This is a genomic window from Planctopirus limnophila DSM 3776, from assembly GCF_000092105.1.
GTDB classification, from domain to species: Bacteria; Planctomycetota; Planctomycetia; order Planctomycetales; family Planctomycetaceae; genus Planctopirus; species Planctopirus limnophila.
Genome location: NC_014148.1, coordinates 335,850 through 359,319, shown reverse-complemented (window position 1 = coordinate 359,319; position 23,470 = coordinate 335,850). Strand labels below are relative to the sequence as shown.

At 53.9% G+C, this 23,470-nt stretch carries 19 protein-coding genes; 5 read left to right on the top strand and 14 right to left on the bottom strand.

Annotation, left to right across the window (positions count from 1 at the left end):
• Positions 1 to 295 precede the first annotated feature (295 nt).
• Positions 296 to 1,288 carry a hypothetical protein gene (locus tag PLIM_RS01440; RefSeq protein ID WP_013108566.1) on the top strand — a complete coding sequence of 331 codons (993 nt, stop codon included), beginning with the start codon at positions 296 to 298 and terminating at the stop codon, positions 1,286 to 1,288.
• Positions 1,289 to 1,396: 108 nt separating this feature from the next.
• Here the strand turns inward: PLIM_RS01440 and PLIM_RS01435 are convergent, their stop codons facing one another.
• On the bottom strand, positions 1,397 to 2,479 hold the full coding sequence (locus tag PLIM_RS01435; protein ID WP_013108565.1) for an ATP-grasp domain-containing protein: 1,083 nt from the start codon (positions 2,477 to 2,479) through the stop codon (positions 1,397 to 1,399).
• A gap of 209 nt (positions 2,480 to 2,688) precedes the next feature.
• Positions 2,689 to 3,066: a hypothetical protein gene (locus PLIM_RS23955; protein ID WP_013108564.1), complete on the bottom strand. Its 378-nt coding sequence runs from the start codon at positions 3,064 to 3,066 to the stop codon at positions 2,689 to 2,691.
• A gap of 70 nt (positions 3,067 to 3,136) precedes the next feature.
• Here PLIM_RS23955 and PLIM_RS01425 point away from each other — a divergent pair, with 70 nt between their 5' ends.
• Positions 3,137 to 3,349, top strand: coding sequence for a hypothetical protein (locus PLIM_RS01425; protein WP_013108563.1), 213 nt, complete (start codon positions 3,137 to 3,139; stop codon positions 3,347 to 3,349).
• A gap of 189 nt (positions 3,350 to 3,538) precedes the next feature.
• On the top strand, positions 3,539 to 3,841 hold the full coding sequence (locus PLIM_RS01420; RefSeq protein WP_145296673.1) for a hypothetical protein: 303 nt from the start codon (positions 3,539 to 3,541) through the stop codon (positions 3,839 to 3,841).
• Between the two features lie 121 nt (positions 3,842 to 3,962).
• Here PLIM_RS01420 and PLIM_RS01415 read toward each other — a convergent pair whose 3' ends face one another.
• Positions 3,963 to 5,306 (bottom strand): PFL family protein, encoded by a 1,344-nt coding sequence (locus tag PLIM_RS01415; RefSeq protein WP_013108561.1) that lies wholly within the window; start codon positions 5,304 to 5,306, stop codon positions 3,963 to 3,965.
• A 129-nt stretch (positions 5,307 to 5,435) separates the two neighbouring features.
• A complete protein-coding gene (locus tag PLIM_RS01410) occupies positions 5,436 to 6,026 on the bottom strand; it encodes a glycine cleavage system protein R (RefSeq protein WP_013108560.1) in 591 nt (196 codons plus the stop codon).
• A 413-nt stretch (positions 6,027 to 6,439) separates the two neighbouring features.
• Between PLIM_RS01410 and PLIM_RS01400 the strand changes: the two genes are divergently transcribed.
• Positions 6,440 to 7,711, top strand: a complete 1,272-nt coding sequence (locus PLIM_RS01400; RefSeq protein WP_013108558.1) for an AI-2E family transporter — start codon at positions 6,440 to 6,442, stop codon at positions 7,709 to 7,711.
• A 36-nt stretch (positions 7,712 to 7,747) separates the two neighbouring features.
• On the opposite strand, the gene PLIM_RS01395 is transcribed toward PLIM_RS01400, so the two are convergent.
• From PLIM_RS01395 to nuoH, 10 genes are all read right to left on the bottom strand, one after another.
• Positions 7,748 to 10,894, bottom strand: coding sequence for a HEAT repeat domain-containing protein (locus PLIM_RS01395; protein ID WP_013108557.1), 3,147 nt, complete (start codon positions 10,892 to 10,894; stop codon positions 7,748 to 7,750).
• Positions 10,895 to 11,039: 145 nt separating this feature from the next.
• On the bottom strand, positions 11,040 to 11,522 hold the full coding sequence (locus PLIM_RS01390) for a DUF1569 domain-containing protein (RefSeq protein ID WP_013108556.1): 483 nt from the start codon (positions 11,520 to 11,522) through the stop codon (positions 11,040 to 11,042).
• A 102-nt stretch (positions 11,523 to 11,624) separates the two neighbouring features.
• Complete coding sequence (locus PLIM_RS01385) at positions 11,625 to 12,749, bottom strand: hypothetical protein (RefSeq protein WP_013108555.1); 1,125 nt, start codon at positions 12,747 to 12,749, stop codon at positions 11,625 to 11,627.
• Between the two features lie 423 nt (positions 12,750 to 13,172).
• The gene (locus PLIM_RS01380; protein WP_013108554.1) at positions 13,173 to 13,631 is read right to left on the bottom strand and encodes a hypothetical protein; all 459 of its coding nucleotides are present in this window, start codon (positions 13,629 to 13,631) and stop codon (positions 13,173 to 13,175) included.
• Positions 13,628 to 15,415 (bottom strand): NADH-quinone oxidoreductase subunit N, encoded by a 1,788-nt coding sequence (locus PLIM_RS01375; RefSeq protein WP_013108553.1) that lies wholly within the window; start codon positions 15,413 to 15,415, stop codon positions 13,628 to 13,630. Before PLIM_RS01375 ends, PLIM_RS01380 begins: the two co-directional genes overlap by 4 nt.
• 115 nt (positions 15,416 to 15,530) lie before the next feature.
• Entirely contained in the window at positions 15,531 to 17,210 is a 1,680-nt protein-coding gene (locus PLIM_RS01370; RefSeq protein ID WP_013108552.1) for a complex I subunit 4 family protein, read from the bottom strand.
• Positions 17,211 to 17,351: 141 nt separating this feature from the next.
• Complete coding sequence (locus tag PLIM_RS01365; protein WP_052301459.1) at positions 17,352 to 19,682, bottom strand: NADH-quinone oxidoreductase subunit 5 family protein; 2,331 nt, start codon at positions 19,680 to 19,682, stop codon at positions 17,352 to 17,354.
• A 59-nt stretch (positions 19,683 to 19,741) separates the two neighbouring features.
• Positions 19,742 to 20,044, bottom strand: coding sequence for an NADH-quinone oxidoreductase subunit NuoK (gene nuoK / locus PLIM_RS01360; RefSeq protein ID WP_013108550.1), 303 nt, complete (start codon positions 20,042 to 20,044; stop codon positions 19,742 to 19,744).
• Positions 20,041 to 20,913 carry an NADH-quinone oxidoreductase subunit J family protein gene (locus PLIM_RS22235; RefSeq protein WP_013108549.1) on the bottom strand — a complete coding sequence of 291 codons (873 nt, stop codon included), beginning with the start codon at positions 20,911 to 20,913 and terminating at the stop codon, positions 20,041 to 20,043. The genes nuoK and PLIM_RS22235 overlap by 4 nt, the downstream gene beginning before the upstream one ends.
• Positions 20,910 to 22,169 carry an NADH-quinone oxidoreductase subunit NuoH gene (nuoH, locus tag PLIM_RS01350; RefSeq protein WP_013108548.1) on the bottom strand — a complete coding sequence of 420 codons (1,260 nt, stop codon included), beginning with the start codon at positions 22,167 to 22,169 and terminating at the stop codon, positions 20,910 to 20,912. Before nuoH ends, PLIM_RS22235 begins: the two co-directional genes overlap by 4 nt.
• Positions 22,170 to 22,525: 356 nt before the next feature.
• On the opposite strand from nuoH, the gene PLIM_RS01345 reads away from it, so the two are divergent.
• Complete coding sequence (locus PLIM_RS01345) at positions 22,526 to 23,464, top strand: isoprenyl transferase (protein ID WP_013108547.1); 939 nt, start codon at positions 22,526 to 22,528, stop codon at positions 23,462 to 23,464.
• The last annotated feature ends 6 nt before the right edge of the window (positions 23,465 to 23,470 follow it).

Below are 23,470 nucleotides of genomic sequence, written 5' to 3'. Positions count from 1 at the left end.
CAATGCCACTTCCGCTATTTTTTTCAGATTTGTTTCACTTCGTCCAATCACCCGCGACGTTTTTCGTACCGAGTGAGGTCATTGTGAAGAGTGTCGATCACGGGCGTAACAGCGACTGGTAACTCACATCAAGCAGGGCTGATTCCAATCGGTCTCCCCGTCGGCACTACTCTCGTGTATCCTGATGCCGGAAATGCTTGGCGTAACCTGCCTGCACTGGTCCCACTGGAATCTGACAAACAGAAGTCCGGCGGGCATCGATAGTGATTTCGTTGCGAAGACAAGAGGTGAACAAGTGGTTTTCAATCAATTCGTTCAGCGAGCTGGCTTGTTTGGTACATTGGCGACCAGCCTGCTCTTCCTATCGGCCTGTGGCGGTAGTGCCAAGCCCCCCATGTCCACCTCTCAGGCTCCCGGCTCCCAGACGCCCACGGTTCAAGCCACACCTGCACCTGCCGCAACTCAGGCAGATACAAACGCTGCCACCACCAACTCTCAAACTCCTGCGACATCTCAGGCCTCAGCCACTCCACCCAGGAAACGCTTCCAGCCCATTCAGCTCGGCGCCATTGGTTCTGGAACTGATACCGAAACGATCGATGAATCCAAGATCGATTCGGTGATGGATGCCCTGAAGCCACTGCAGGTCCTTCTGGGCCGCTGGAAAGGGAATGCCCGCAAAGCTCTCCTCGACCAACCGGAGTGGATGTGGGATTTAACGACCGACCCCAAGCAGCCCGCACTCGTCATCAAGTCACCCACTGGAAAATACATCCGCGAAGGGCGTTTGACCTTTCTGGTGAAAGATCAGTCCTATCAGCTCACCACGACTGATGCCGATGGTGTGACTCGCAACTGGCTGGGTAGCTTTACGAAAGAAGTTCAGGACGTGGCGGGTGATGACGACAAACTGCAGCGTACTTATAAACTCGAATTTCTGGAAAAGGCAGCCGAACCAGCCGATGAGATCTGGAAGCTCGCCCTGAGCCAGCAGGATAACAATCGCTATCTGATCGAACTCGACCGTCAGCGTGGCAGTGGGACTTACGTGCGTGTTGATACGATCAACACACAGCGCGAGGGAACCAGCTTTGCCCTCAATGACAGCGATTACGGCGAGAAAGAATGCATCGTTTCTCAAGGCCTGGGAACCACCAGTGTCGCCTATCTGGGGCAGACTTACTGGGTCTGTTGTTCAGGCTGTAAATCAGCCTTTGAAGCCGATCCCGTTCGCTGGCTGGCCAAGCTGGCTGAACGCAAAAAGATGGATCCCGCAAAAACGAACTGATACGCATTCTCATTTGAAATAGTGATCTGTGTGCCATGCTTGCAGCTTTGGGCAAGCATGTTGACGTAATCTTGGACTCGCTATTTCATATTGCGATTCGTGTGATGTTTACCACTCCGCTCGACTGGTCTTCCAGCAAGCTCCATCATCAGCAGAAGTTTCTACCATTGCAGCAGCCTCGCTATAGCCCGCCACGACCAGTGCTGCCTGTGGTCCGAAGATCTGTCGATAGCCCAGATAACTCATGCACAGCCTGGGGTTAATCTCGACCACCAGTGGCTCTGCCGATTCCTCTGGCCACACCAAATCAACGCCTGTATATCCGCGTAGACCCTCGATCGATTGGCACGCCTTAAGTGCTAAGGCTTCCAGCGTTGCCCGTTCTTCAGGACTGAACTCATCTGCGGGCAAGGCACCGCCCTGGTACTTCAGGCTGGCCGGAAGATGGCCTTCGCCCGGGCTTTCAATGATCCGTTGAGAAGCCGCGGGCCACACAATCGATGCCATCGAGCTTTGCCCAGATGAGTCACGATTCTCTACATCAACCAAGGCAGGCATAATCACTGCCACAGAAGCCGACCGGCCGCGCAGGTAAGGTTGCACGATCTGGCAGGTCTCCGTCTCTGGGGCCTCTCTCCAGTCGTTGACCACAAAGACGTCGAGACTCCCCGCGCCGTCAATCGGCTTCACGACATATCGGGAGTGTGTGCCAAGTTCTTCTGCGTGTTGAACAAGTCGTGTCGGGATTGTCGGGATCCTGTGCTTCTCCAGATGCTCTGCCAATTGCAGCTTATCCGAAGTGAGCTGAATTGCTGCCGATGTCGAGTTATGGACGCGGGCCCCCAGAAACTCACACAACTGGATGATAGCTGCCAGTGTCCCATCAATCTCGGGAGCAATAATGACCACTTTCCAGCCACCACTGATTGCCGAGTGAATCAGTGATCTCGAGTGATCATCGTCTTCTGTCCAGATCCATCTCACACCCGGGTGACCAGTCCAACTCTCTTTCCAGCCGGCATGCACCAGCCCCGCGACCTGAATCTGGCTGGCAGCGAGATCTTCTGTCAACGCCTGCAGCATGGCGGCGCCTTCCCGCCGAATCTCTGCGGTAGAAGCGGAATCAGTGGCCGGGAGATTTTCACCTTCAAAGGCACAGAGATATTCACAGACCAGACAGGGAGGATTCATGCAGCACTTTCCGACAACACTTCCATCAACGTCATGGTCAGAAGTATGTCTTTCGTCGGACCTCAAGAAAAGCCTGAGATCTCCATCGCATGACGACCATCGTCTCTTGACCAAAAGCAGAAGCCACGAGAGGCGGTTCTCGCGGCTTCTGACAGCAATGTTTTTATTGAGAGAAAAACATGGAGTGGATGGGGAAGAGGTTCTCTCATTTACCAGCCACAGCCAGGGTACCATGGGCGGGGAGCCACATAGACCGGTGGGACAGGCCGATAAATTGGCGGATATGGTTGATAACCTGGCCCTCCATAAACCGGCCCACCATAGACTGGCCGGCCGTAAACGGGAGGATAGTAGCCACCTCGGTTGTAACCAAAGCCAACTCCCCCTGCGTTGATGGATAGGGACAAGGAATTTCTCGAAGGCCCTCCATGATACCCTCCGCCATAAGCCCCTCCTCCATGATACCCACCCCCATGATGGTGATGCCCGACCGGATACACGACCGGTGGTCCTGCTTCAGCCAGGTTACTCGATGACGTGGCAATCGCTGTGATTCCTGCGGCAATCAAACTTAGAAATGTCTTCATTTCCCGTCTCCCACTCTCTTGTTGAGGCCATTGTCTCTGCTTCCATTCCATGCGGATCAGAGATGCCGGTATGAGAAGGCAAGAAGTGAGCCATTTTTCCCAAGCCAGATCGCTTTTTGATAACTATCAACCAGATAAGCAGTTACTGCCGATGAATCAGTTCACACCTGCGTCTCAGATTGATTTTCTTTCAATCATTTTGACAACAGTTTTACTGAGAGGTGATTACCAAAGAGCGGGGAGAAAACTCGCTGCATCGTTTCTGGCAATGATTGCTCGTTGAGTCACCGCAAAAGACGACTCTTTTACCTATGCGATACAATTTGTTAAGTCTACTTAAGCTTCCTGCATATCCGGCCGATACTGTCTTTCGTGAATGGCAGCCGCTCCTGGTCATCAGAATTATCTGGCTGCCACTAGACGTGTGGACTTATCGACCTCGCCTTCATTGGCGATTTGCCGGGTGCTGTTCATGACGCAGGACTTCTCGCGTAAGGATGCCTCGACACAGGCGACGGATGCCCTGTTACCACTTTTACAGCATCTGCGACAAAGTCTGCAGGATGCCCGGCACTGGGAAGAAAAGCTGGAATCGCTGTTCGTCGAATGGCGTGAACAGCAGCTCACAGAGTATGCAGCCATAGGCCAGAAGCTCGAGCAGATCAGCCAGAGACTTGGCTCCAACATACCGCCGATGCAGGAAGCTCTCCCCAAATCGGTCAGAGCCCAACTGCCAGTCTTTCGCCTGCACCCCGAAGGCTCAAGTCTGCCTTAGAAATCTGGAAACCGCAATTCTGAAAGGATTCCAGGATTTAGCAGTGCTTGATGTGCCATGCTTGCGGCTCCGAGCAAGCATGCTTTACTGACTCTCCACACGCCATTAGTTTTCGAGGCGTTTAAGGCAGGCGACCACCTCGCCTGGCCATGGTGTTACTGCGACCTGTAGCCAGCATGGGGAGCACGATGGCCGACTGATTCATACCACCCATCGAAATCGAATCGCCCCCCGTTTTTCCTTGCACAGGAACCAGTCTCACGGTCACCGGGCGACCGCTCGCATGGCCGATACTCATCTGGTCGGCCAGCACTGCAGCCAAAGTTTCCGCATCGGTATCGCCAGGGACTGGTACCAGATCGAGCCCCTGGGCCCCAGCTCCTGTCAGCAATGAGAGTTGATTAAAACTCATCTCGCCGGAACGTAACGCTTCTGTCAGACCAACGTCATCCATCAGCGGCAGACGCACTCCCCACGAGCCACAGATTCTTGTGGCAGCGAAACGGCCACCATCGCGCACAGCGCGGTCAATCAAGGCAATAAGAGCGGCAGTTCCGGGGGCACCAAAGCGTTCAATCCCCATCAGGCCCATCAATTCGGCAATGCTGTCCCCCGGGCGCAGTGAAGGTGCGACTGTCAGATCGATACCTCCCCAGGTGGCTCCCAGTCGACGGGCAATTTCCCGGCCCGTCAACTCCGCAGCGCGAGTGGCTCGGAAGGTGGCTGTCCGCACTTCGGCGGCAAGATCTTCCAACCGGCAATCAGGGTCCTCTGCCATCCGCGCACGCAGACATTGATTGATAATCCGGGGTGCACTGATTCCCGAATAAAGCTGCATGTCGGGCATCCCATCCGGGCAACCGGCTTTACCAAAGCAGGCACTGGGTGGGTTGGCGACCACACTCATCCGCGCGGCGGTTCCCGGGCGATCTTTTGTTAACCGCGAAAGCTCCAGCAACTGCTGAGCAACCGGGAGCAGACCCGAAAAGTTAATCCCCACTTCACTTGTCCCGGCCACAATCGCCGAATGCACTCGTTCCGTCTGTGAGAGTGCCTGCGGGAGACTTTCGATCAGTTGGCGGGCCCCACCCGAAAGGCCGTGCTGCATCCAGGCCGAGAATCCTCCAATCGCATCGACCCGTACGTTCGCAGCAGCTCCATCGAGAGTTCGAGCAATATGAAACAGATCTTCTGCTGTAAAACCATCGGCCAGATGGTCAATCGCTGTCACACTCAGCCAGCGCTGAATGACCGGGACACCCATTTCGCCCGAAACCTGATGGCATGTTTCTACATAGCGACTGGCTGCGCTTGTGATTCGCTGATACACGTTTTCACAGAAGCGATGCAGCGAACGATCCACACAATTCGCGAGACTGATCCCCAGCGTCACAGTACGAACATCGAAGAGATGTGCGGGGCCATCCAGATGCATCCAGCTCGTGGTTGGCAGTGTAGGCTGCATGAAGGTTTCCGTGAGAAAAATCGATGGTCGTAATGTTTTTAGGATTAGCACTTTATCGCAGCAGATCGTACCGACCTGCCGCATCGACATGTTTCAAATTCACTGATGATCGATTCGCTGATGATCAATTCATTGGGAAGCCAGACGGATCGGGATGGGACTCTGGGTCGCCAACCCCACCAGATGATGCTGCAGTGTGATCGTGCTTCCGGTCGTCTCGCTCAATTCGAAAAGCTCTTTCTGCAATTGACCGCGATCAATCGACTTGGGAACTGTTAGTGCGAATCGCGCCACGAAGTGATCATTTCCTGGTAATGTCGTGGCATGCAGATCGGCAATATCAATTCCGTGATGGGCCAGCCGATAACAAACCTGCCGCAGACTTCCGCGACGATCCGGGCCCACCACTGTCAAAGAATATCGCTCGGTGGCCGCAGCTTTGCCATTCGTCGTGGGTTCGCTGAGTTCTGCACTGGAAAGTGGTTTCAGCGTCAGTTCGATACCAAAGGGATCGCAAAAGGCCCGAATATGGTCGTTGATCACTCCAGCCGGTCGATCATCGGGGAAGTCAGCCGTCAGCAACATGGTGAAATAGTTGCCGGTCACTGTCTGACTCACTTCGCGGAGATTTCCACCCAATTCATCGAGAGCTGTTGTTAATGCCGCCATGACTCCCACGCGATTGGTGGCCATCAAGGTCATCACATAGGGTTTGGGCATCGAATAACTCCACCAGCATCACTCTGTCTCAGCAGACCACCAACAACCATCTCTCATGACATCAAAACGGACGGATTCTTAGGAAATATCCTCATGGAGCAGCATGATTCTTCGCATGATTTAACCATGCAGGAGCCAGCATTCTCTCATAAATTGCCATCGTTTTCTGAGTATTCACCTGCAAAACAAAATCTACGAACTGAACTCATTTCGATAATTCGCGTGATCCCAACCGCCGAGTCAATCCGTTCGCTGAAACCAGCCCCCGTTTGAACTCTCCTTTCAGTGATTGTATCGACTGGTAAGAGTGAATGCTCGTCAGGATTTGGGTTGCAGATCCGTATCAAAGGCGACCAAGATCAATCATCGAATGCAGATTCTCTCTCACAACCAGGGCCCTGGAAAAACTCAATATGCCATCGACCGTTGACAATCTGCGTGATCAATCGACCGTCAAAATCGTCTCTTTGCTGGTCCTTTCAGTCGTGATGGTCATTTTCATTCTGATGTTCTATCAGGTGATGGCCCCCTACCTGATGTCGCTTCTGTTAGCGGGAGTGCTTGCCATACTTGCGCAGCCGATGCATAGCAGCAGTCTGGCTTACTGCCGCGGGTGGACATCTCTCGCTGCTGCCGCCACCACCACCGGTGTCGTCGTGGTGATTGTCCTGCCCATCCTGTTTGCCATCCTGCTGACAGGATTAGAACTGTCGGTCTTTGTGCAGGATAATCTTTCCGATTCCTCCTGGGAGCAGATCAAGTCGACTGTCTCACTTCGAATCGATCAGTTTGTTCAACGCATCATGCCTCTGATGCCTGCGGGAGCCGACCAGGAGGCTGTCAAAGAGCAACTTCTGACTGGCATCCAGAATCAGGTCAAGCAACTGGGCGTGGGTGCCTCGGAAATTGCCAGCTCCACCTGGGGAATCATCGGTACTCTCATCAACTTCTTTATTCAATTGACTGTCTGCCTGCTGGGACTTTACTTCTTTCTGGCCGATGGCCCACGCATTCTGCACGGCGCTCAGAATCTCATCCCCATCCAGCCGGAATACCAGCAGCAGGTCTTTGATCAATTCACGAAAGTGACCCGCTCTGTCGTCATGGGGACACTCGTGGCAGCCGTGGGTCAGGGGATCGCCATGTCTCTCGCGGTAGGAGTTCTGGGGATTGGGCACATTTTCGTCATTGGCATGGTCACCACTGTCGCTGCCATGGTTCCGATGATTGGTGCCGCCGGGGTGTATGTGCCCATGTCGATCTATCTGGCAACGCAAGGGCACTACTTCACTGCGGCAGGATTATTCCTGTTTGGTTTTCTGGTGATCAGCAGCATCGATAACGTCGTGCGTGCCTATACGTTGAGCAGCAATGTGCAGATGCATCCGCTGCTCGGATTCGTTTCCATTCTCGGCGGGCTGGAAGCCTTTGGATTGTGGGGGATTTTTCTGGGGCCCATGATCGCTTCGGTGTTGTACGCGCTGGCCAAGATTTTCAATCAGGAACTGAAGGGCTTCATGGCCACTTCCTCTCCAGCCAGAGGAGAATCAGCGGGTGAGAAGCCAGGAGCAAATTTTGTCTCGGATGTGACCGCCACCATCATTGCTACGCCAGTATCTGTGGTGGCCACCATAGTCGATGCGGCACCACCAGCGCCCGAGGTTCCTAAGCCACCCGCCTGCTGAAAGAATTCTATCAGGCAGGCCGGTTGGATATGCACATCACTCTGAGCGCCGAATCTTCTGATCGGCCAGCCACTTCGCCCACGCGTCGATCTTCATCTGCCGTGTGGGATAACCTAACCTCGTATCGAAGACCGGCTGATCATGGGGCGGAACAAGTTCTTCGAGCGTCCGCAGGATTTCGACAATCACCGAATCCGTTTTCTCTGTCCAGAGCTGCTCGATCAGTGGTTCTACGAAACGAGGCTGACCGGTTTGTCGAATCAGTTCCACAGCCTGCAAGCGGGCTCGTGGATTATCATGCCGACTGCGCCTTAACAGTTCCGCCATGGCCTGATCATCTCTTAGACGCACCAGAGCCACGAGTGCTGTTTCCATCAGCTCATGATCGGTCGATTGCAGGAGTGGTCGCAGTGAACCGACCCGTGAACCATCATTCACCGGTAACCCTTCAATGAGTTGCGGATTCCCACAGACACCAGCGGCCTCAATCGCTGCCAGACGAACCGGACGATGAGGGTCTTCAATCACAGGGGCCAGCCACAAGCCCCTCTCGATCGCGGGATGCTTGAGCACATACTGGCAACCACATAGCCGGATATCGGGCCAGTGATGATGAATAGCCATTTGGGCCAGCGCAGCAGCTTCTGGTGTCGATTCGCGGTCAATTGCCCGCATGATTTCCTGCCAGACCTGCTGATCCTGCTCTGTTCGCAATTTTTCCTGCAACAGTTTGACCGCGATACGCCCAGGATTTTGTGAGGCAGCCAGTTGCCTCAGAGCACTGGCCGACTGACGACGCGCGAGGACCTCATTGGCATTCATGTCGAGCACCAGTTTTACCGCCTCGTCGGCAGGGGCAAAGACTTCACGGGCAATCTCTGTCAGTTGCTCGGGAGGAAGTCTCATGGCGGCATCAGTCAGTACAGGAAGACTGACCGGCAATGACCTCGCCAGAAATTCGGTTCGATCCAGCCTTTCACTGCTTCCCTGGGGAAGTTTGACAATCGTCGAAAGCTCATTTTGCAGCTCGCCCACAGACCATTCGTTTCTTGACGCCGGGACAGAATTCACCATCTGCGAAACGGAACTCGCGGCACTCTGAGAATCGGCTCGACTTGTGAAATCGTACGCCTCGGAATTAGCGGTATTCAGCCAGGTGGCTGGTAAGCCCTGCACACGCGAAAGCTCCTTCACAGCAGCGATTCGCTCCTCTCTGGGCCCATGGATCGGAAAGACTGGCGAATAACCCAAATGCGCCGAGATCGAACGCATGGCCTCTTCCCGGGCAGGGCCGGAACCCTCCGTCAGTATTTCCAGAAGTAATGGCGAAGCGAGTTCCATCGGCCAGTCGGCAAGAAGTTTCGCCAGTGCCAGTTGCACATCGAGACTGCGATCACGAATCGAAGGCCTGAGCAGTGTCGCATTGGTCAATGAAGGGTAACGACCAAACTGACTCACCACAGCTGCTCGAAATCGAGGTGTCGAAGTCTGCCCAGCCGGAGGGTTGAGAAACTCCGCGAGGCGTTCAGGCTGTCTGAGTGAGATGGCCATCGCAGCCAGTGTCTGCTGATTCTCATTGGCAGAACGCACGAATTTTTCCAACGCTTGTTGTGCTTCGGCGGCAGTCAGTAACCCGAGGTTCAAAATCGCATCGTCTGCCACACGTAAGTCGGCATCCTGTCCCTGCGCCAGAGCAATCGCACAGGCCTGATCATGATTGAGCAACGCCAGCCAGCGACCATACAGCCGACGAATCATCGGATCGCGATCAAATCGGGCCAGCGACATCCCTTCCGGCCAATCGGACAGTTGAGGATCACTCTCATGGGCCGCCTGAACAAAAAGCATTTCGTGCTGCGGCAGAAGACCTTGTTCAAGTTTCTGCATCGTTGCAAAAATCAGACAGGCTTCATAGGCACCCTGTCTTAAGGGAAGATCACCTTGCTGTTCGTTAATCGCGTCGGCCAGCCCGGGCAATCGATCTGGCAGAATTCTTTGAGCCAGCAATTGCCACAAGACGACTTTGACCTCTCCAGCCAGCGAATCCTGCTTCAGCAGTTCACCAGCGGGCGCCAATCTGAGTTCAGGTTCCCCTGGTTTTTCTAAAAGCATCCGGCACCAGGCCTCGGCTGCAGCAGCTCGCAGCCGCGGAGACATCGTCACGGGCTCGCCCTTCAGACGAATGCGGCCATCAACCACAATTTCTCCCAAAGGAGCGATCAGTTCAACAGCTCGCTGGGGCTCACAGTTCGACAGAAGAATGGCAGCATTAACACCTGCCAACTCTCGTGCTGCCAGCATGGTCTTCAAGGCTTCGAGACTGGCTCTTAGCTCTGAATTGGTTAATCTGGCCGGATCCGATCTTTGATTCGTGGCCTGCTCTTCCACTGGCGTCTCGCTGGCTTCTGCCGCGGGAGTGATCGTACTGGATGGCAATTCGGAAACAGCAGGCGGAAGTTGAGCCTTGGATTCACCAGACTGCCTCATGGCCAGCCAGGTAACATCGGCAGTGAGTGTTCTGGCAGACTTCCCGGTGGCTGCCAAGGCGGCACTCTCTTTATCACGCACCATGTACCGGAAATAGCTGGGCCAGCGATGACTGGAGTGGATCTGGCCCGATTGTAATTGGGCATTCTTGGGCAGGTTTGCATGCACCGGCAAATCCGTCGCGGAATTCCGGCTGATGAGTTGCCAGCTCTGCTGAATGACAGGCGTGGCATCATAGGCTTTTTGCCACGCATCGAGAGCAAACTTCTGGCGATAGTGCAGGATCAAAGGTGAAGCGGAACCATCATCGACCACTGCGGATTGACCAGCTTTTGATCCCGGCAAGGTGATGGTCGGTGGAGTGGACTCTTTTGACTCAGTCGTTTCTGGTGTTTTTGTCGTTGTGGCTTTCGGATCACTCGCTGCGGAGCTCTTTTCTGGTGATTTGGCAGCAGCTTCCGGATCACTCACATCGGGTGTCGTGATACCGGCAACTGTCCGGAGTCCATCCAGAAAGGTCGGGGCCTCCAGTATCTTGCAGCCTTCCAAGAGCCCGCACACTGCCAAAACTGCCAGCGTTAACAATGGTCGCAGAGATCGAGAATTTACCATCCTGCCACGAACGGTGACTGCGCAAAAGGGGACGAAAACCCCTTGGGGCGCAGTCGTTTCGGGCTGATCTGGCCCGCCATCCATGGCCGGTCTCCTCCTGGAACATCGCCACGACTGCCAATCGGCACCCTGGGCTCATCATCGGAGTTTACGCTCTTTGCACTGGTTGAGTGAAGACCGACTCACCCATCGATCGACCGCAGCCACCACGAATTCAGGATGCTCTTTTTCATGGTGCAGACTGGGAATGGAGGAAGGAAAGGTGCAATTCTGCATGGCGGCATTGCAGTTGTGTCCAATCTTCGCGAGACATCGGGCCAAAAGCCGGACTTCGAGGCAAGAGAGGGCCTGCTTCAAAGCGTTCAATCGCACGACGAAAATGTGCCAGACCTGTTTCTGCTTCGATTTCCGTCTGAGGTGTCGCCAGGAGTGCGATTTGACCTCGCCACTGAAACCCCGGACGCATGGGTTGTTCGAGCATGGTACGTTTCATCAGCGGGCCGAACCATCTCATGAGCCAGGGCAACTGGAAAGGAAAGCCATCGACAGGCCGTTCGACCCAGAAAGCCAGATGGTCAAGGATTTGTCCTGCTGACCATCTGCCAGTCACAAAATAGCCTTCAGGTGCTTGAAGAATGATTTCAGCATCTTCGAGAGCCTGTTGCAGGTTCTCGAAGCGGAGTGACCTTCGGCGAATGTTCGATACAGGCATGATGCTCACTCTCTGTCAGCAGCCAGAGTGCAAATGGCAAAGATTTGGTAAATCGCACGACAACCTTATGATATTCAACATGGTCGGCGATGAAGCATTCGTTCAATCAAGAGATGAAAAAGCCCCGAAAATGGGAATACATGTCGCAGCATGCCCGATTCGTAAATCACCAGCCTCAGGTGAGAGTTCCCAAAGCGATTTTTCAGCCAGCCACTTCTGGCATTTTGCACCAGCATCCTGCAGCAATCGCAGGGATGGGCATGTATCGATCCTTGTCAGATCTCCCCAGCCAATCTCGTGAAAATGCTGAGACCCGAGATTCAATACGGCTGTCTGTATCGTGGGGCGACTGATCACAACCCCCTGCAAGAGCGCCAATGGAACCGCACTCGCCTTCTGCAGCATGTCCCACCAAGTTGGAAAGGAGCAGGAGAAAATGCATTGAGGGATGGTCAGTGCATTCTCGACACGATCGACAAGTGGCCAGAACTTCTGTGGTAGTTCGTGGCAGATCGAAGGCAGGTTGATGTTGACAACGTCGGCGAGTTGCCGGGCCGCCAGTTGCATTAGTGAGAGTCCTCGTGGCACTTCACTTTCTGGCAACCAGGAAAAATCGCCCCAGATCGCTTCAATTTTCAACCCGGGCATACGACCCACACCGAGCAGCAGATCTTTCAAGTCATGCCCGATCCTGACTCCTTCGCCTCGATCCACCAGCCTGACCGACAAAGCGACTGAAAGGGGTGTATGGAAGTTTGTGGCACTCCAGACATTCTGCAGCAGCAAGGCCTGGCTGTAGTGATCAATCACCACGGCTGGCTGACCGGAAGGGCATGTTTCGGTCGAATGATTTACTTTCGGTGGATCTGCCTCAAAAGAAAGTCGGCTCGCCAGTTGCTCCAGTGCCTGTTCTGTCACGGGCGGGATGATCCACCAGTCTTGCTGACTCCACGACAGACTCAGGTGATGTGGCGGAGATATCCCTTGAGAGATAAACGTCTTCTGCAAGGCTTCTGGGGCACCCGTCACAAACCAGGGTGCAGGGCAATTCCACAGCCTGATGGCAGCATTCAGCGCTGGACCTAACACATCGACAGCAGGCGGGTGAGCGGCTCGACCAAGGGATAGATCAACGCTGGCAACTTGCGGCCATGCCGATGAAAGAAGTTCTGGCAATGAGTCTGCAGAAAGAGCAGTCCTCGGGGCGACATCCCACATCAGCGGCATGAAGCGATCTCAGCGGCATCTCAAGGAAAAGCAGAGCATCGACTTTTGCAGATGAGCAAAACGACTGAATGCTTCACGAGAAATCGGGATAGCAGGCAAAGAGAAAAAAATGGCCAGCCGTGGCCCCGTGAGCGTCCGTGCAAGGCGAGGAGTCTAACCACAAACATCGATGACGACAAACGAGGATTTCAGATTTTCTTTCAACCGCATTTTCCGATGGAAAAGTCAATCCGCACTCCTGACAAAGCCTTCAAAAATTATCAACTTTCTCAGTGCTGTCAGAAGGGATACCAAAAGAATTTTGATGGATGATCAATCAACAAACTGAAGCACTGGTGCAGGAATTGATGTGATCCCGGATGAACAGAAACAACGCCCGGATGAAATCACTTTCCCGGATGTTGACGTTGCTTCTCATGCACATTAATTCTGCGCGATGCCTTGCTGAAGCTTCTCAATCTCCTGTGAGATCAATGCTTCTCCAGAAGCAATCCGCTCCAGCAATGGTCGAGCTTCTACATCGTCCATCAGCTCATGAGCAGCCTGTCGGGCCAGGCTGGCTCGTTGTTGTTGATCCAGGCACAGTGGCCGCAGCAGATAGTTCAACGACACGTAATGATGTGTGGCAAACTCCATGGGGAAAGCACTGTCGAGAGCCACAAAACGTCGGTCAGACAATAAATCGAGGATCGCCTCAGCGTGTGACAATTGTGTCTCCGCCAATTGTCCGAGTGTTCTCCAGATCGAATGGGCTTCTGGCGGTATGTAAGGCGATGTGTAAGCCAGGTATTGCAAAAAACTTCGCTTGAGCTGCACCGCCAGCTCACTCAGACTGCGATTATGATGAATCAGTTTGCGATGTGCCGACGAGTTCGCAGTCACGGGTGATCTCCATTGCTCAATGCACCGGACACTAAATTGCCCTGCACAGTTTCCGAGGCAACTGGCGGCTTTTTTAATTCCGGAACAAGACTGGAAGATTTCCGGCTCTCATCTTGAGTTTGATCCCATAGTGAGACAGCCGCATCGCGTGAAAGGCGACTTAATCCTGAGACATCGATTCCTGACGAGAGCACAGGAATACTCACCGTGACAACAAACATCGTTGCCATCGAAAACGGAGCGATACAGACAGGTGGAGCCCCTTCGACGGGCTGATCAAAAAACATGGCCCGGAACAGCTTCAGATAAACCAGTAGACTGAGCAGGATATTGACCACCCCCACAATCAGCACTGCATAAAACAAGGGGAGCTTCGCACCCGCATCGTACAGACTCGAGAACAACATGAGCTTGGCGACAAACCCGCCAGTCGGTGGCAAACCAATCAGACTGGCCAGCGAGAGTGACATGGCCACAGCCAGAACCGGCGCCTGGCTGGCCAGCCCACGGAAGTCATCAATCGATTCTCCCAGCGTCTGGTTCCGTACGAGAATCAAACAGGAGAACACACCCAGATTCATAAAGAGTGTCACAACGATGTAATAGAGCATCGACTCGACAGCTCGCACAGCCACGCTGCTGGCGAGCATCTCCTGAGTTTGCAGAACATCGTTGGTTGAAGGTGCCGGCGTCACCGTACTAGCGATCTGATTGACACCCGCCAAAGCCGGAATGGCCAGCACAGCAATCGGGATCAGCAGATAGCCGGCATGAGCAATCGTCGAATAGGCCATCAGTCGTTTGATATTGGTTTGCCCGAAAGCAGCCAGGTTCCCGAATGTGATCGTGATCGCCGCGATGACTCCCAGGCCTTGTGCCAGCAGATTCCAGAACGCTTCCAGTTCGCCACCTGCCACCATGCCCAGCACCAGCCGTACGAGGAGTGCCAATGTGGCCCCTTTGGAAGCAATCGACAAAAATGCACCCACTTCCGCAGCAGCACCATGGAAGACATCCGGGCACCAGAAGTGAAAGGGGACGAGACTCAGCTTGAATGCCATTCCGGCAAAGATCATCACCAGTGCCAACAGCAAGGTCCTCACGGCAGGATTAGCCAGAGTCGCGCCATCGATCGAAATCACAGCTTCCAGTCGAGAACCGACCAGAGAAAGATCGCCAGTCCCGGCCAGTCCACAAATCAGCGTGACGCCAAAGAGCAGCAGCCCTGCGGAAGCAGAACCAAAGATCACAAACTTGAGAGCTGCTTCGCTTGATTGCCGGCGACCTTTGAGAAAACCAGCCAGCACATAACCCGGGACACTCGACATTTCGAGAGCCAGAAAGACCAGCAATAAATGGTGGGCACTTGTCATCAGGAGCAGACCCACGACGGCGCCACAGAGCATGGTGTAAAAATCAGGGCTGTCTTCCTGATCGGGAATTCCCCCCAGCGTGGTCAGCACGATCTGCAAAACGAGAAACAGCAGCAGATAAACTCTGAGAAACAGGGCAAATCGATCCAGCCGGATCATCCCGGTAAACAGAATCTCCGCAGGCTGGAGCTGCAAAATACTCGCCTGGAGTTGCCAGCCAGCCCAACCTAAAGAGACTACGACACCCAGTGTGGCAATCGCTGCAACTGGGACATACCGGTCCAGATTCAATAAACGCCACAAGAGCGTGGCGATGATTGTCGCACACAACAACAGTTCGGGGGCCAGCAGCACTAAGGCGCGGCCTGTCCCATTGGCCAGAAAGTCAGCGAAGAGGTCGTCAAGTGTCATATCGCTCAAGGCCGGTTCAATAATTGGATCAGACTCTCAAGGTAATCGGTCAGACTGCGTTTGAGTTTGTTCTTGGGGATACGAAAGTCGTCGTGAGGCTGCAGAAGGTGATACGTTATTTGTCCAATGGCGATTCAATGCTGGCTCGATTCAAAGAAAGTTGTCGTTCCTGGCTACCACTGATCTGTTGAACCAGTTGCCGGGATGCGGGTTCAATCACGTTGAGGGCCATCGCAGGATAGACACCCAGGCCAATCGCAAAGGCCAGCAGAATATAGCCGACAGTATATTCTCGAAAATTGATCTCTGTCAGGTACTCGCGATTGGGGCCGGTGTACGTTGGCCCGAGATAAACCCGCTGCAACGCCCAGAGGATGTAACCTGCAGTCAGAATCATCCCCAGGGCACCGCCAACTGAGAAGAATCGATCCACATGCCAGACCGAAAAGATCGAGAACGCTTCGCCGATAAACCCGCACAGACCCGGCAGACCCAGACCAGCGAAGAAAATCCCCGCAGCAATCGCTGAGAAGTGAGGTTGCAGGCTGGCAATCCCGCCAAACTGACGTAGATCGCGATGTTTGACACGGTCGTAAAGCACACCCACAACAAAGAACATCCCGGCAGAGACAATCCCGTGAGCCACCATCTGGAAGGTAGCCGCGGAAAGTCCCATGGTGGAAAAGTCGGGATTGAGGACAACACCCGTCAATTCCTGAAAACGGAAAGCTCCCAGACCCATCAGCACATAGCCCATGTGGCTGACTGAGCTATAAGCCACCAATCGTTTGAAATCACTCTGAGCCAGCGCTGCCAGTGCGCCATACAGTACACAGAACACGCCGAGCGCCACCATGAACCACGCCCATTCGGCAAACCCCAGCGGGCAGATCGGAATCGCAATTCGCAAGAAGCCATACCCACCCAGTTTCAAGAGAATCCCTGCGAGGATCATACTCACAGGAGTCGGAGCTTCGACGTGAGCATCAGGTAGCCAGGTATGCAGGGGAACAGCCGGCAGCTTGATCAGAAAGGCAATCAGGAGGAGCACGAAGACTCTCCATTGCAGACTGGTATCACCCATGGCTGCCGTCAATGCAATTCCCTGATCCAGATCCATTCCTGGCTTTGGTGCCTGCCCCTGAGCCATGCGGGCCAGCTCAAGCAGATCAAAACTTCCTCCCGAAGCAGAATAGACCATCAACATGGCCATCAGCAGACAAACACCGCCCGCCAGCGTGTACAGGAAGAATTTAATCGCGGCATACTCCCGGCGTGGGCCACCCCACAGACCGATGAGAAAGTACATCGGGAGCAGCATCACTTCCCACATGACAAAAAACAGAAAGAAATCCAGGGCCAGGAAGACACCCATGACCCCTGTTTCCAGCAGCAACAGCAGAAACAGAAATCCTCGAATGTGAGTTTTAATACTCCATGATGCCACAATCGAAAGCACAAAAATCAGCGAGGTCAAGAGGATGAGTGGCAGGCTGAAGCCATCGACTCCCAGCGAGTAATTCACATTCCAGGTGGGAATCCACGGCAGGCTCATGCCCAGCAGAATGTCGTTTCTTAAACTCGTTGTGGATGCATTCACTGCGGGTGAAGCGTCGATCCAACCCAGAGCAATTCCAGCCAGTTGCACAGTGATTGCCAGTTCGCAGCAGGCCCCGGCCAGTGCATACCAGCGAATCGCACTCACAGCTCTGGATGGAAAACCAAACAGACCCAGACCCCACAGGACAGGCAGGAACAGAGCACAGCTCATCAGGAATTGCGGGTCGGCAAACATGGGGTCGGCAATGTTCCGTAAAGGAAAGATATAACGTCAGTGAACGTTAATGCCCTGCAATTTCCAGGGCCTGTTACAACAGCGACTCATTTTCATGAAACACGATTTTTAAGGTTTTAGCAGATTCACAGGAAATACCCATCAGCGCCCGGCCCGATCTCCCGGCATCCAGGCAAACAAAATCAGGAACAGCACAATCACAGCCATGGTGGCCAGCAGCACATACTGGCGAATATGTCCCGTCTGTGCTTTTCTCAGCGATAAACCGGAGGCCCAGACGCTGCTGGCCATGTTGTCAAAAAAGCGGTTGATCATCGCTTCATCGAACCACTGGCTGGCATGAGAAACTCGCTCACTTAAGCGGGCACAACCATCAATGAATGGATCAATGAGAATTCGGTCAATCCAGGCGGTGTGTCTGGCCAGATTCAGAATGGGAAGTACCAGAAGCCCACGGTATAGCGTATCAAAATACCAGCGATGACTCGCCAGCCTGACCAGAGGCGTCAACTGATGCGACAGATCCTTTGATGATATCGCCTGCAATCCATACAGCGCCCACGCAATCAAAGCTCCCAGCCAGGCAGCGGCCAAAGCCATGGCACCGGCCGTTCCATGAACGGCATGGCGATCACTGGCATTCGTCCATTGAATGGAAACCACTTCACCAGTCGAGTCACTGAACCAGGCGGGGGCAGGGCTCAGACTTTCTTCTACCAATGTGGATACAAACCCCTCTTCACCACCCAATGCACAGAATGCAGCAAAGAACGCCAGCACCACGAGCGGCCATGTCATCAGCCATGGGCCTTCGTGAACCTGCTGCAGAGCAGGATCAACGGGCGTATCCCGGGCAAAGAGCTTGAACCATAACCGCAGACTGTAAGCCGCAGTCAGGCAGGCACCCAGCAGTACACTGATTAAGAGCAGAATGTGATGGGGATTCTTCAGTACAAACGCCATCGTCCCCGAGACAATGGCGTCTTTGGAATGAAACCCCGAAAAGCCCAGGCTCTCTCCAAAAATCGTCACATAAGGGACAGCCAACCCCGAAAGAGCAATCACTCCGATGAGCATCGTCAGTGATGTCAGTGGCAGGTGGGCCCTTAACCCACCCAGCTTTTCCAGATCCTGCTCGTGATGCGTGGTATGAATCACGCTGCCGGCCCCCAGGAACAATAGTGATTTGAAGAAGGCATGGGTGATCAGATGAAAAATCGCCGCTTCCCACGCACCGACACCAATTCCTAAGAGCATGAGCCCCAGTTGACTGATTGTGGAATGTGCGAGGACAAGTTTTAAGTCTCGCGCAACGATCGCCATGCTGGCCCCCAGCAGCAAGGTCACGACACCCATATAAGCCAGCAGCAACAACGCCTCAGGAAGCAATAGCGGAGCGATTCTGGCAGCGAGATAAACTCCAGCCGCAACCATCGTCGCTGAGTGCACCAGAGCCGAAACCGGAGTCGGCCCTTCCATGGCATCTGCCAGCCACGGATGCAAAGGAAACTGGGCACTTTTGCCCACACAACCAGCCAGCAGACCCAAACCGGCAGCCACCAGCAACGCATAGCTGATCCCCTGTTCTGTGGGTATCAGATTTGCCTGATCGTGTATTGCCTGTGAGGGAACAGCCTTCTCGACGGCTGCCTGGAAAGCTTCTGGCAAAGCCATCGGCACGCTGCTGGCAGAGGTGCCATTCAAGTCATGCACCGGGTACAGTAGGAGTGTGCCACAAGTTGCCAGCAGGATCGTCATCCCGAGGACGAAGCCCACATCTCCCACGCGATTCATGAGAAAGGCTTTCATCGATGCCAATCGGGCAGTACGCCGCTCGTGATAGAAGCCAATCAGTAAGTAGCTGGAGAAGCCGACAAGTTCCCAGAAAATAAAAATCTGGAGCAGACCATGAGCGAGGACAATCCCCAGCATGGCAAAGGTGAATAAGCCTAAAGCTGCATAGAAATGGGCAAAGCGGCCCGGTCGCTCAGAAGTTTCACCGGCGGAATGATCGAGATGATGATCCTGATAGCTTTCCGTCTGTTCGTCGGCCATGTAAACGAGCGAGTAAGCATGGACTGCCAGTGAAATCATCGTCACGAGGACAAACATCAGCACAGTCAACGCGTCAATCGCATAACCCAGCGGAAAATCGATCTCGCCGAATTTCGCCAGTGAGTACCAGTGCCCGACCAGTCGCCGCTGCAACAAGTTTCCAGTTTCATGAGCGGCGACATCGCTGACACTTGACGCTTGAAAGGCAGCAGTCTCAGCAGGGCTCGTCATCAGCCAGACACCTGCACTGATCAGGCTCAGGCAAAAGGCGACCAGTAACGAGCCAGTCCCGATCCAGCCGGGAACTGCCGAGAGCCGACTCAGCTTGAGGCGCAGCACCGAGATCACCACACATCCCGCAAGTGGGAGGAGCCAGGCCAGCATCAGACAGGAAATGATCAGTGAATCGGCAGTCACAGTTATCGTCGGACCGTTGCTTCAAAAGGTAAGGTGGAAGTTTCCCAACAGGAATTCGATTATCGCTTCAACTCGTCACCCCGATCGACATCAACCGTGAGGAAGTTATTGTAGTAATTCAAGGCAATCGCCAGTGCGACGGCAGCCTCGGCGGCAGCAATCACGATGACAAACAGGGCAAAGACCTGTCCATCAATCCCTAAAGTGGTATACCGGGCAAAAGCAATGAGATTGAGACAAGCCGAGTTGAGGATCAATTCGACACCCATCAGCACACCCAGTGCATGCCGCTTGGTCATCATGCATGTCAGCCCGGAGGCAAAAAGTACGGCTGAGACCGCAAGGTAAGCTCCCAGACTCATGTTGCCTCTCCTGAGTTTTGGGATGGAGATTCGCTGCTGAACATCGAGAATCCGGTTCCTGAAACAAGATTCTGGCTGCGCGACAAGTCATCCCTGACTGGTGAAGAATGACTCAGCGCCGGATTCGCTGAGCCTGAACTGTCAAGCTGTGCTGAGTCTTGATCCCACAACAAAGAGGTCGAGGTGGCATCTGTACTCCGCCTGGAGGAAGGAAGTTGCCGCTTGGCACGAGCCAGATAAGCGGCTCCGATCAAGACGACCAGCAGATGAACCGAGATGATTTCAAAAGGAAGCAAATAGCCGGTTCCCAGAACAAGCTGATTTTCGCGATTCCACTGCGGTCGAAAACCAATCATGGCACTTCCCAGAGCATGACCAGTGTCTCCATTCCGGCCTGCTCCCAGAACTGGTGATCTTTCATCACCCGTTGGAGAACTTTCAGTGAGCTGAGGTTCGGTATGATTTTCCGGCTGTACAGCACTTGGCAAGATCTGGTCTGCTTTTGCCAGTGTATTCAGCCGTTCCCAATCCACCGAACCTACGGTAAAGAGCAACAGCATGATCAGTGACAGGGCCAATGCCGCTGCCAGAATCGTTTCACCGCCAGTTGGCGAAAGTGATTTCGTGCGTCCACCGGCAGTCAGCATGACACCGAAGACGAGAATCACCACAGTTCCTCCCAGATAGACCAGCAACTGGGCCGCAGCGAGAAAATCAGCATGGAGGAGGAAGAACAAACCCGCAGCCGAAGCGACAGAGACCATGAGCCAGAACGCCATCCGCACAATGTTCTGCGTCAAGGCCACCATCACAGCCCCCAGGCAGGTGGTGCTGGCAAAGACGGCAAAGAGAAACTGCAGCACTGTCATCGCACCACCTCCTTAGCCGCAGGGGTTCTGGTGAGATTGGTTGCAGCAGGCAATGACGAAGAATGGTGACTGGCCTCATACAAACGATCGCCCACGGGCCTGCCCAGCAGCATGGGGCGGCCCAGAATCGTTGTCAGAGTCAAGGGCCACAGCGATGCTCCCAGAAAGAGCGCACAACTGATTGGAATCAGATACTTCAGGCAAGTCGTCATCACCTGATCGATACGCAGTCTTGGGAGCGTCCACCTTACCCAGATTTGCACCGTCACCAGCAGACTGGCCTTGAACAGGAAGATATGGGCCCCCAGGAGATTCAGAGCATAGTTCCCGGCAGAAAAGCCCTGCACGGGAAAATTCTGACCCCAGTTTCGAACAGGTGCCAGCAAGTCTTCCAGACCAGTTCCGCTCCACCAGCCGCCAAGAAAGAGCAGCACAGCCACACAACTGACACTCAGCATGCTCGCATACTCAGCGAGGAAAAAATACGACCAGCGCATACCGCTGTACTCGGTATGAAACCCGGCGACCAGCTCACTCTCAGCTTCCGCAAGATCGAAGGGAGCTCGTTTCACACTGGCAATCGCTACGGTGAAGTAGACAAAGAAAGCGACAAACGTGAATGGATCATGAAAGATCAGCCAGTTCGTCAGAAAGAACCCGCTTTGAACTTCAGCGATCGTGACAAAGTTTAAAGTTCCCACAGCCATGACAGGGATCAGGGCGCACAAAGCGAGGGGGATTTCATAGCTCACCATCTGGGCAGCTTCACGCATCGAGCCGAATAGTGCCCACTTCGAGCCACTCGACCAGCCTGCCAGAATGATCCCCAGAACCTCCAGCGAGATAATCGCCAATGCCAGAAACACACTCGATTCGATGACCACAGCGGCCCACCCGCGCGAAAACGGGAGGACCATAAAGACGGTAAACGACGCGACCAATGCCAGATAAGGAGCCAGTCGAAAGAGCCATTGATCGGCAGCAGCCGGTGCGAGATCTTCTTTCTGAATGAGCTTGATTCCATCGGCCACTGATTGGAGCCAGCCGAACTTTCCACCCACACGCGTCGGCCCCAGACGGTCTTGAATTCGTCCGGAAACTTTTCGTTCGAGCCAGATAAAAAATGCTGGCGAAACTGCAAAGACGTGGAACAGCAGTAGCGTGTGAATCAGGACTGCGAGCAGAAATCCTGTAAACTCACCGGCATAACCCGACAGGAACTGCTCCAGTGTCAATCCTGTTGCCAAAATGGCCATCAGCCAACCCAATTCCGATCAAACTCAATGGTGTTCTCAGCTGGCGATACATGCCACCTGCGAATGACCTGCTGGTGAATCTTCCCAGCCCGGCAACTCCGTAAAAACAAGCGTTTTCCTAATATGGACTATGACAGACTGTGGTCACTCTCACAAGCCAGCCATGCCTTAGCAATATCAATTGCCGCAGGGATTGTTTGCGGGCCAACCCTGCTTCAGACCTGCTGATGTTCGCAGCTCTACAAATAATGGTTTTGAATTGGGAATTCGGGATCGACGAGGAAAAAAATCCCTCCAGAGACTGTCACGAGCGGGCAGAATCAGTAATTTGAAGGAAATTTGATTCACGAGAGTGAATGATCACACCCAAGTCTGACGTTTGTAAATTGTTTCCCATTCTATGGTTCGGGAAAACTGCCTGGCTAAAACTCACTGTCTGGCTAAAACTTACAGAGCAATGGATGCTGTTGGATATGTCTATGGTCAGCACTCACACGAGCTTGGAAGACGCTCCCGCCACACTGGCTCCGAACAGCCAACTCCCTGATTCACAGTTGGCCATCGAGAGTGCTGCTCCCGTCAGGCCCCGGCATATTGCTGTCATCATGGATGGAAATGGTCGCTGGGCTCAAAGGCAGGGGCTAGAGCGATTAGAAGGACATCGTCGAGGGGTTCAGTCTGTCCGCTGTGTGGTGGAGGAGTGTGTCCGGCTGGGAATCGAACAGCTCACGCTGTATTGCCTGAGCAGTGAAAACTGGAAAAGACCAAAATCAGAACTCGACTTCTTAATGGCTCTGCTCAAAGAATTTCTGATTGCCGAACGCCCGGAAATCATACGTCAGAACCTGCAGTTCTCGGTCATCGGCCGCAGGACAGAGCTTCCTGAAGATGTCCTGATCGAAATCGACACCACAGCCAGAATTGCAGAGTCTCACACCGGGATGCGATTGTGCCTGGCCATTAACTACGGGAGCCGCGCCGAGATTGTTGATGCCGTGCGCTGGATCGCTCACGATGTCGCCTCAGGACGATTATCGCCCGAAGCCATCGACGAAGATTTGATTTCAGCCCGACTGAACACCCGGGAGATGCCCGAGCCTGATCTGGTCATTCGTACGGCAGGCGAAATGCGCCTGTCGAATTTTCTGCTCTGGCAGATCAGCTATGCTGAACTCTTTGTGACCACCACTTTGTGGCCAGAATTTCGCGAGCCGGAACTCCAGGCGGCACTCGAGGCCTTTTCACGCAGGCAACGCCGGTTTGGTGGCCTCAATCAACCGGAATGTCATCGTTGATCATTC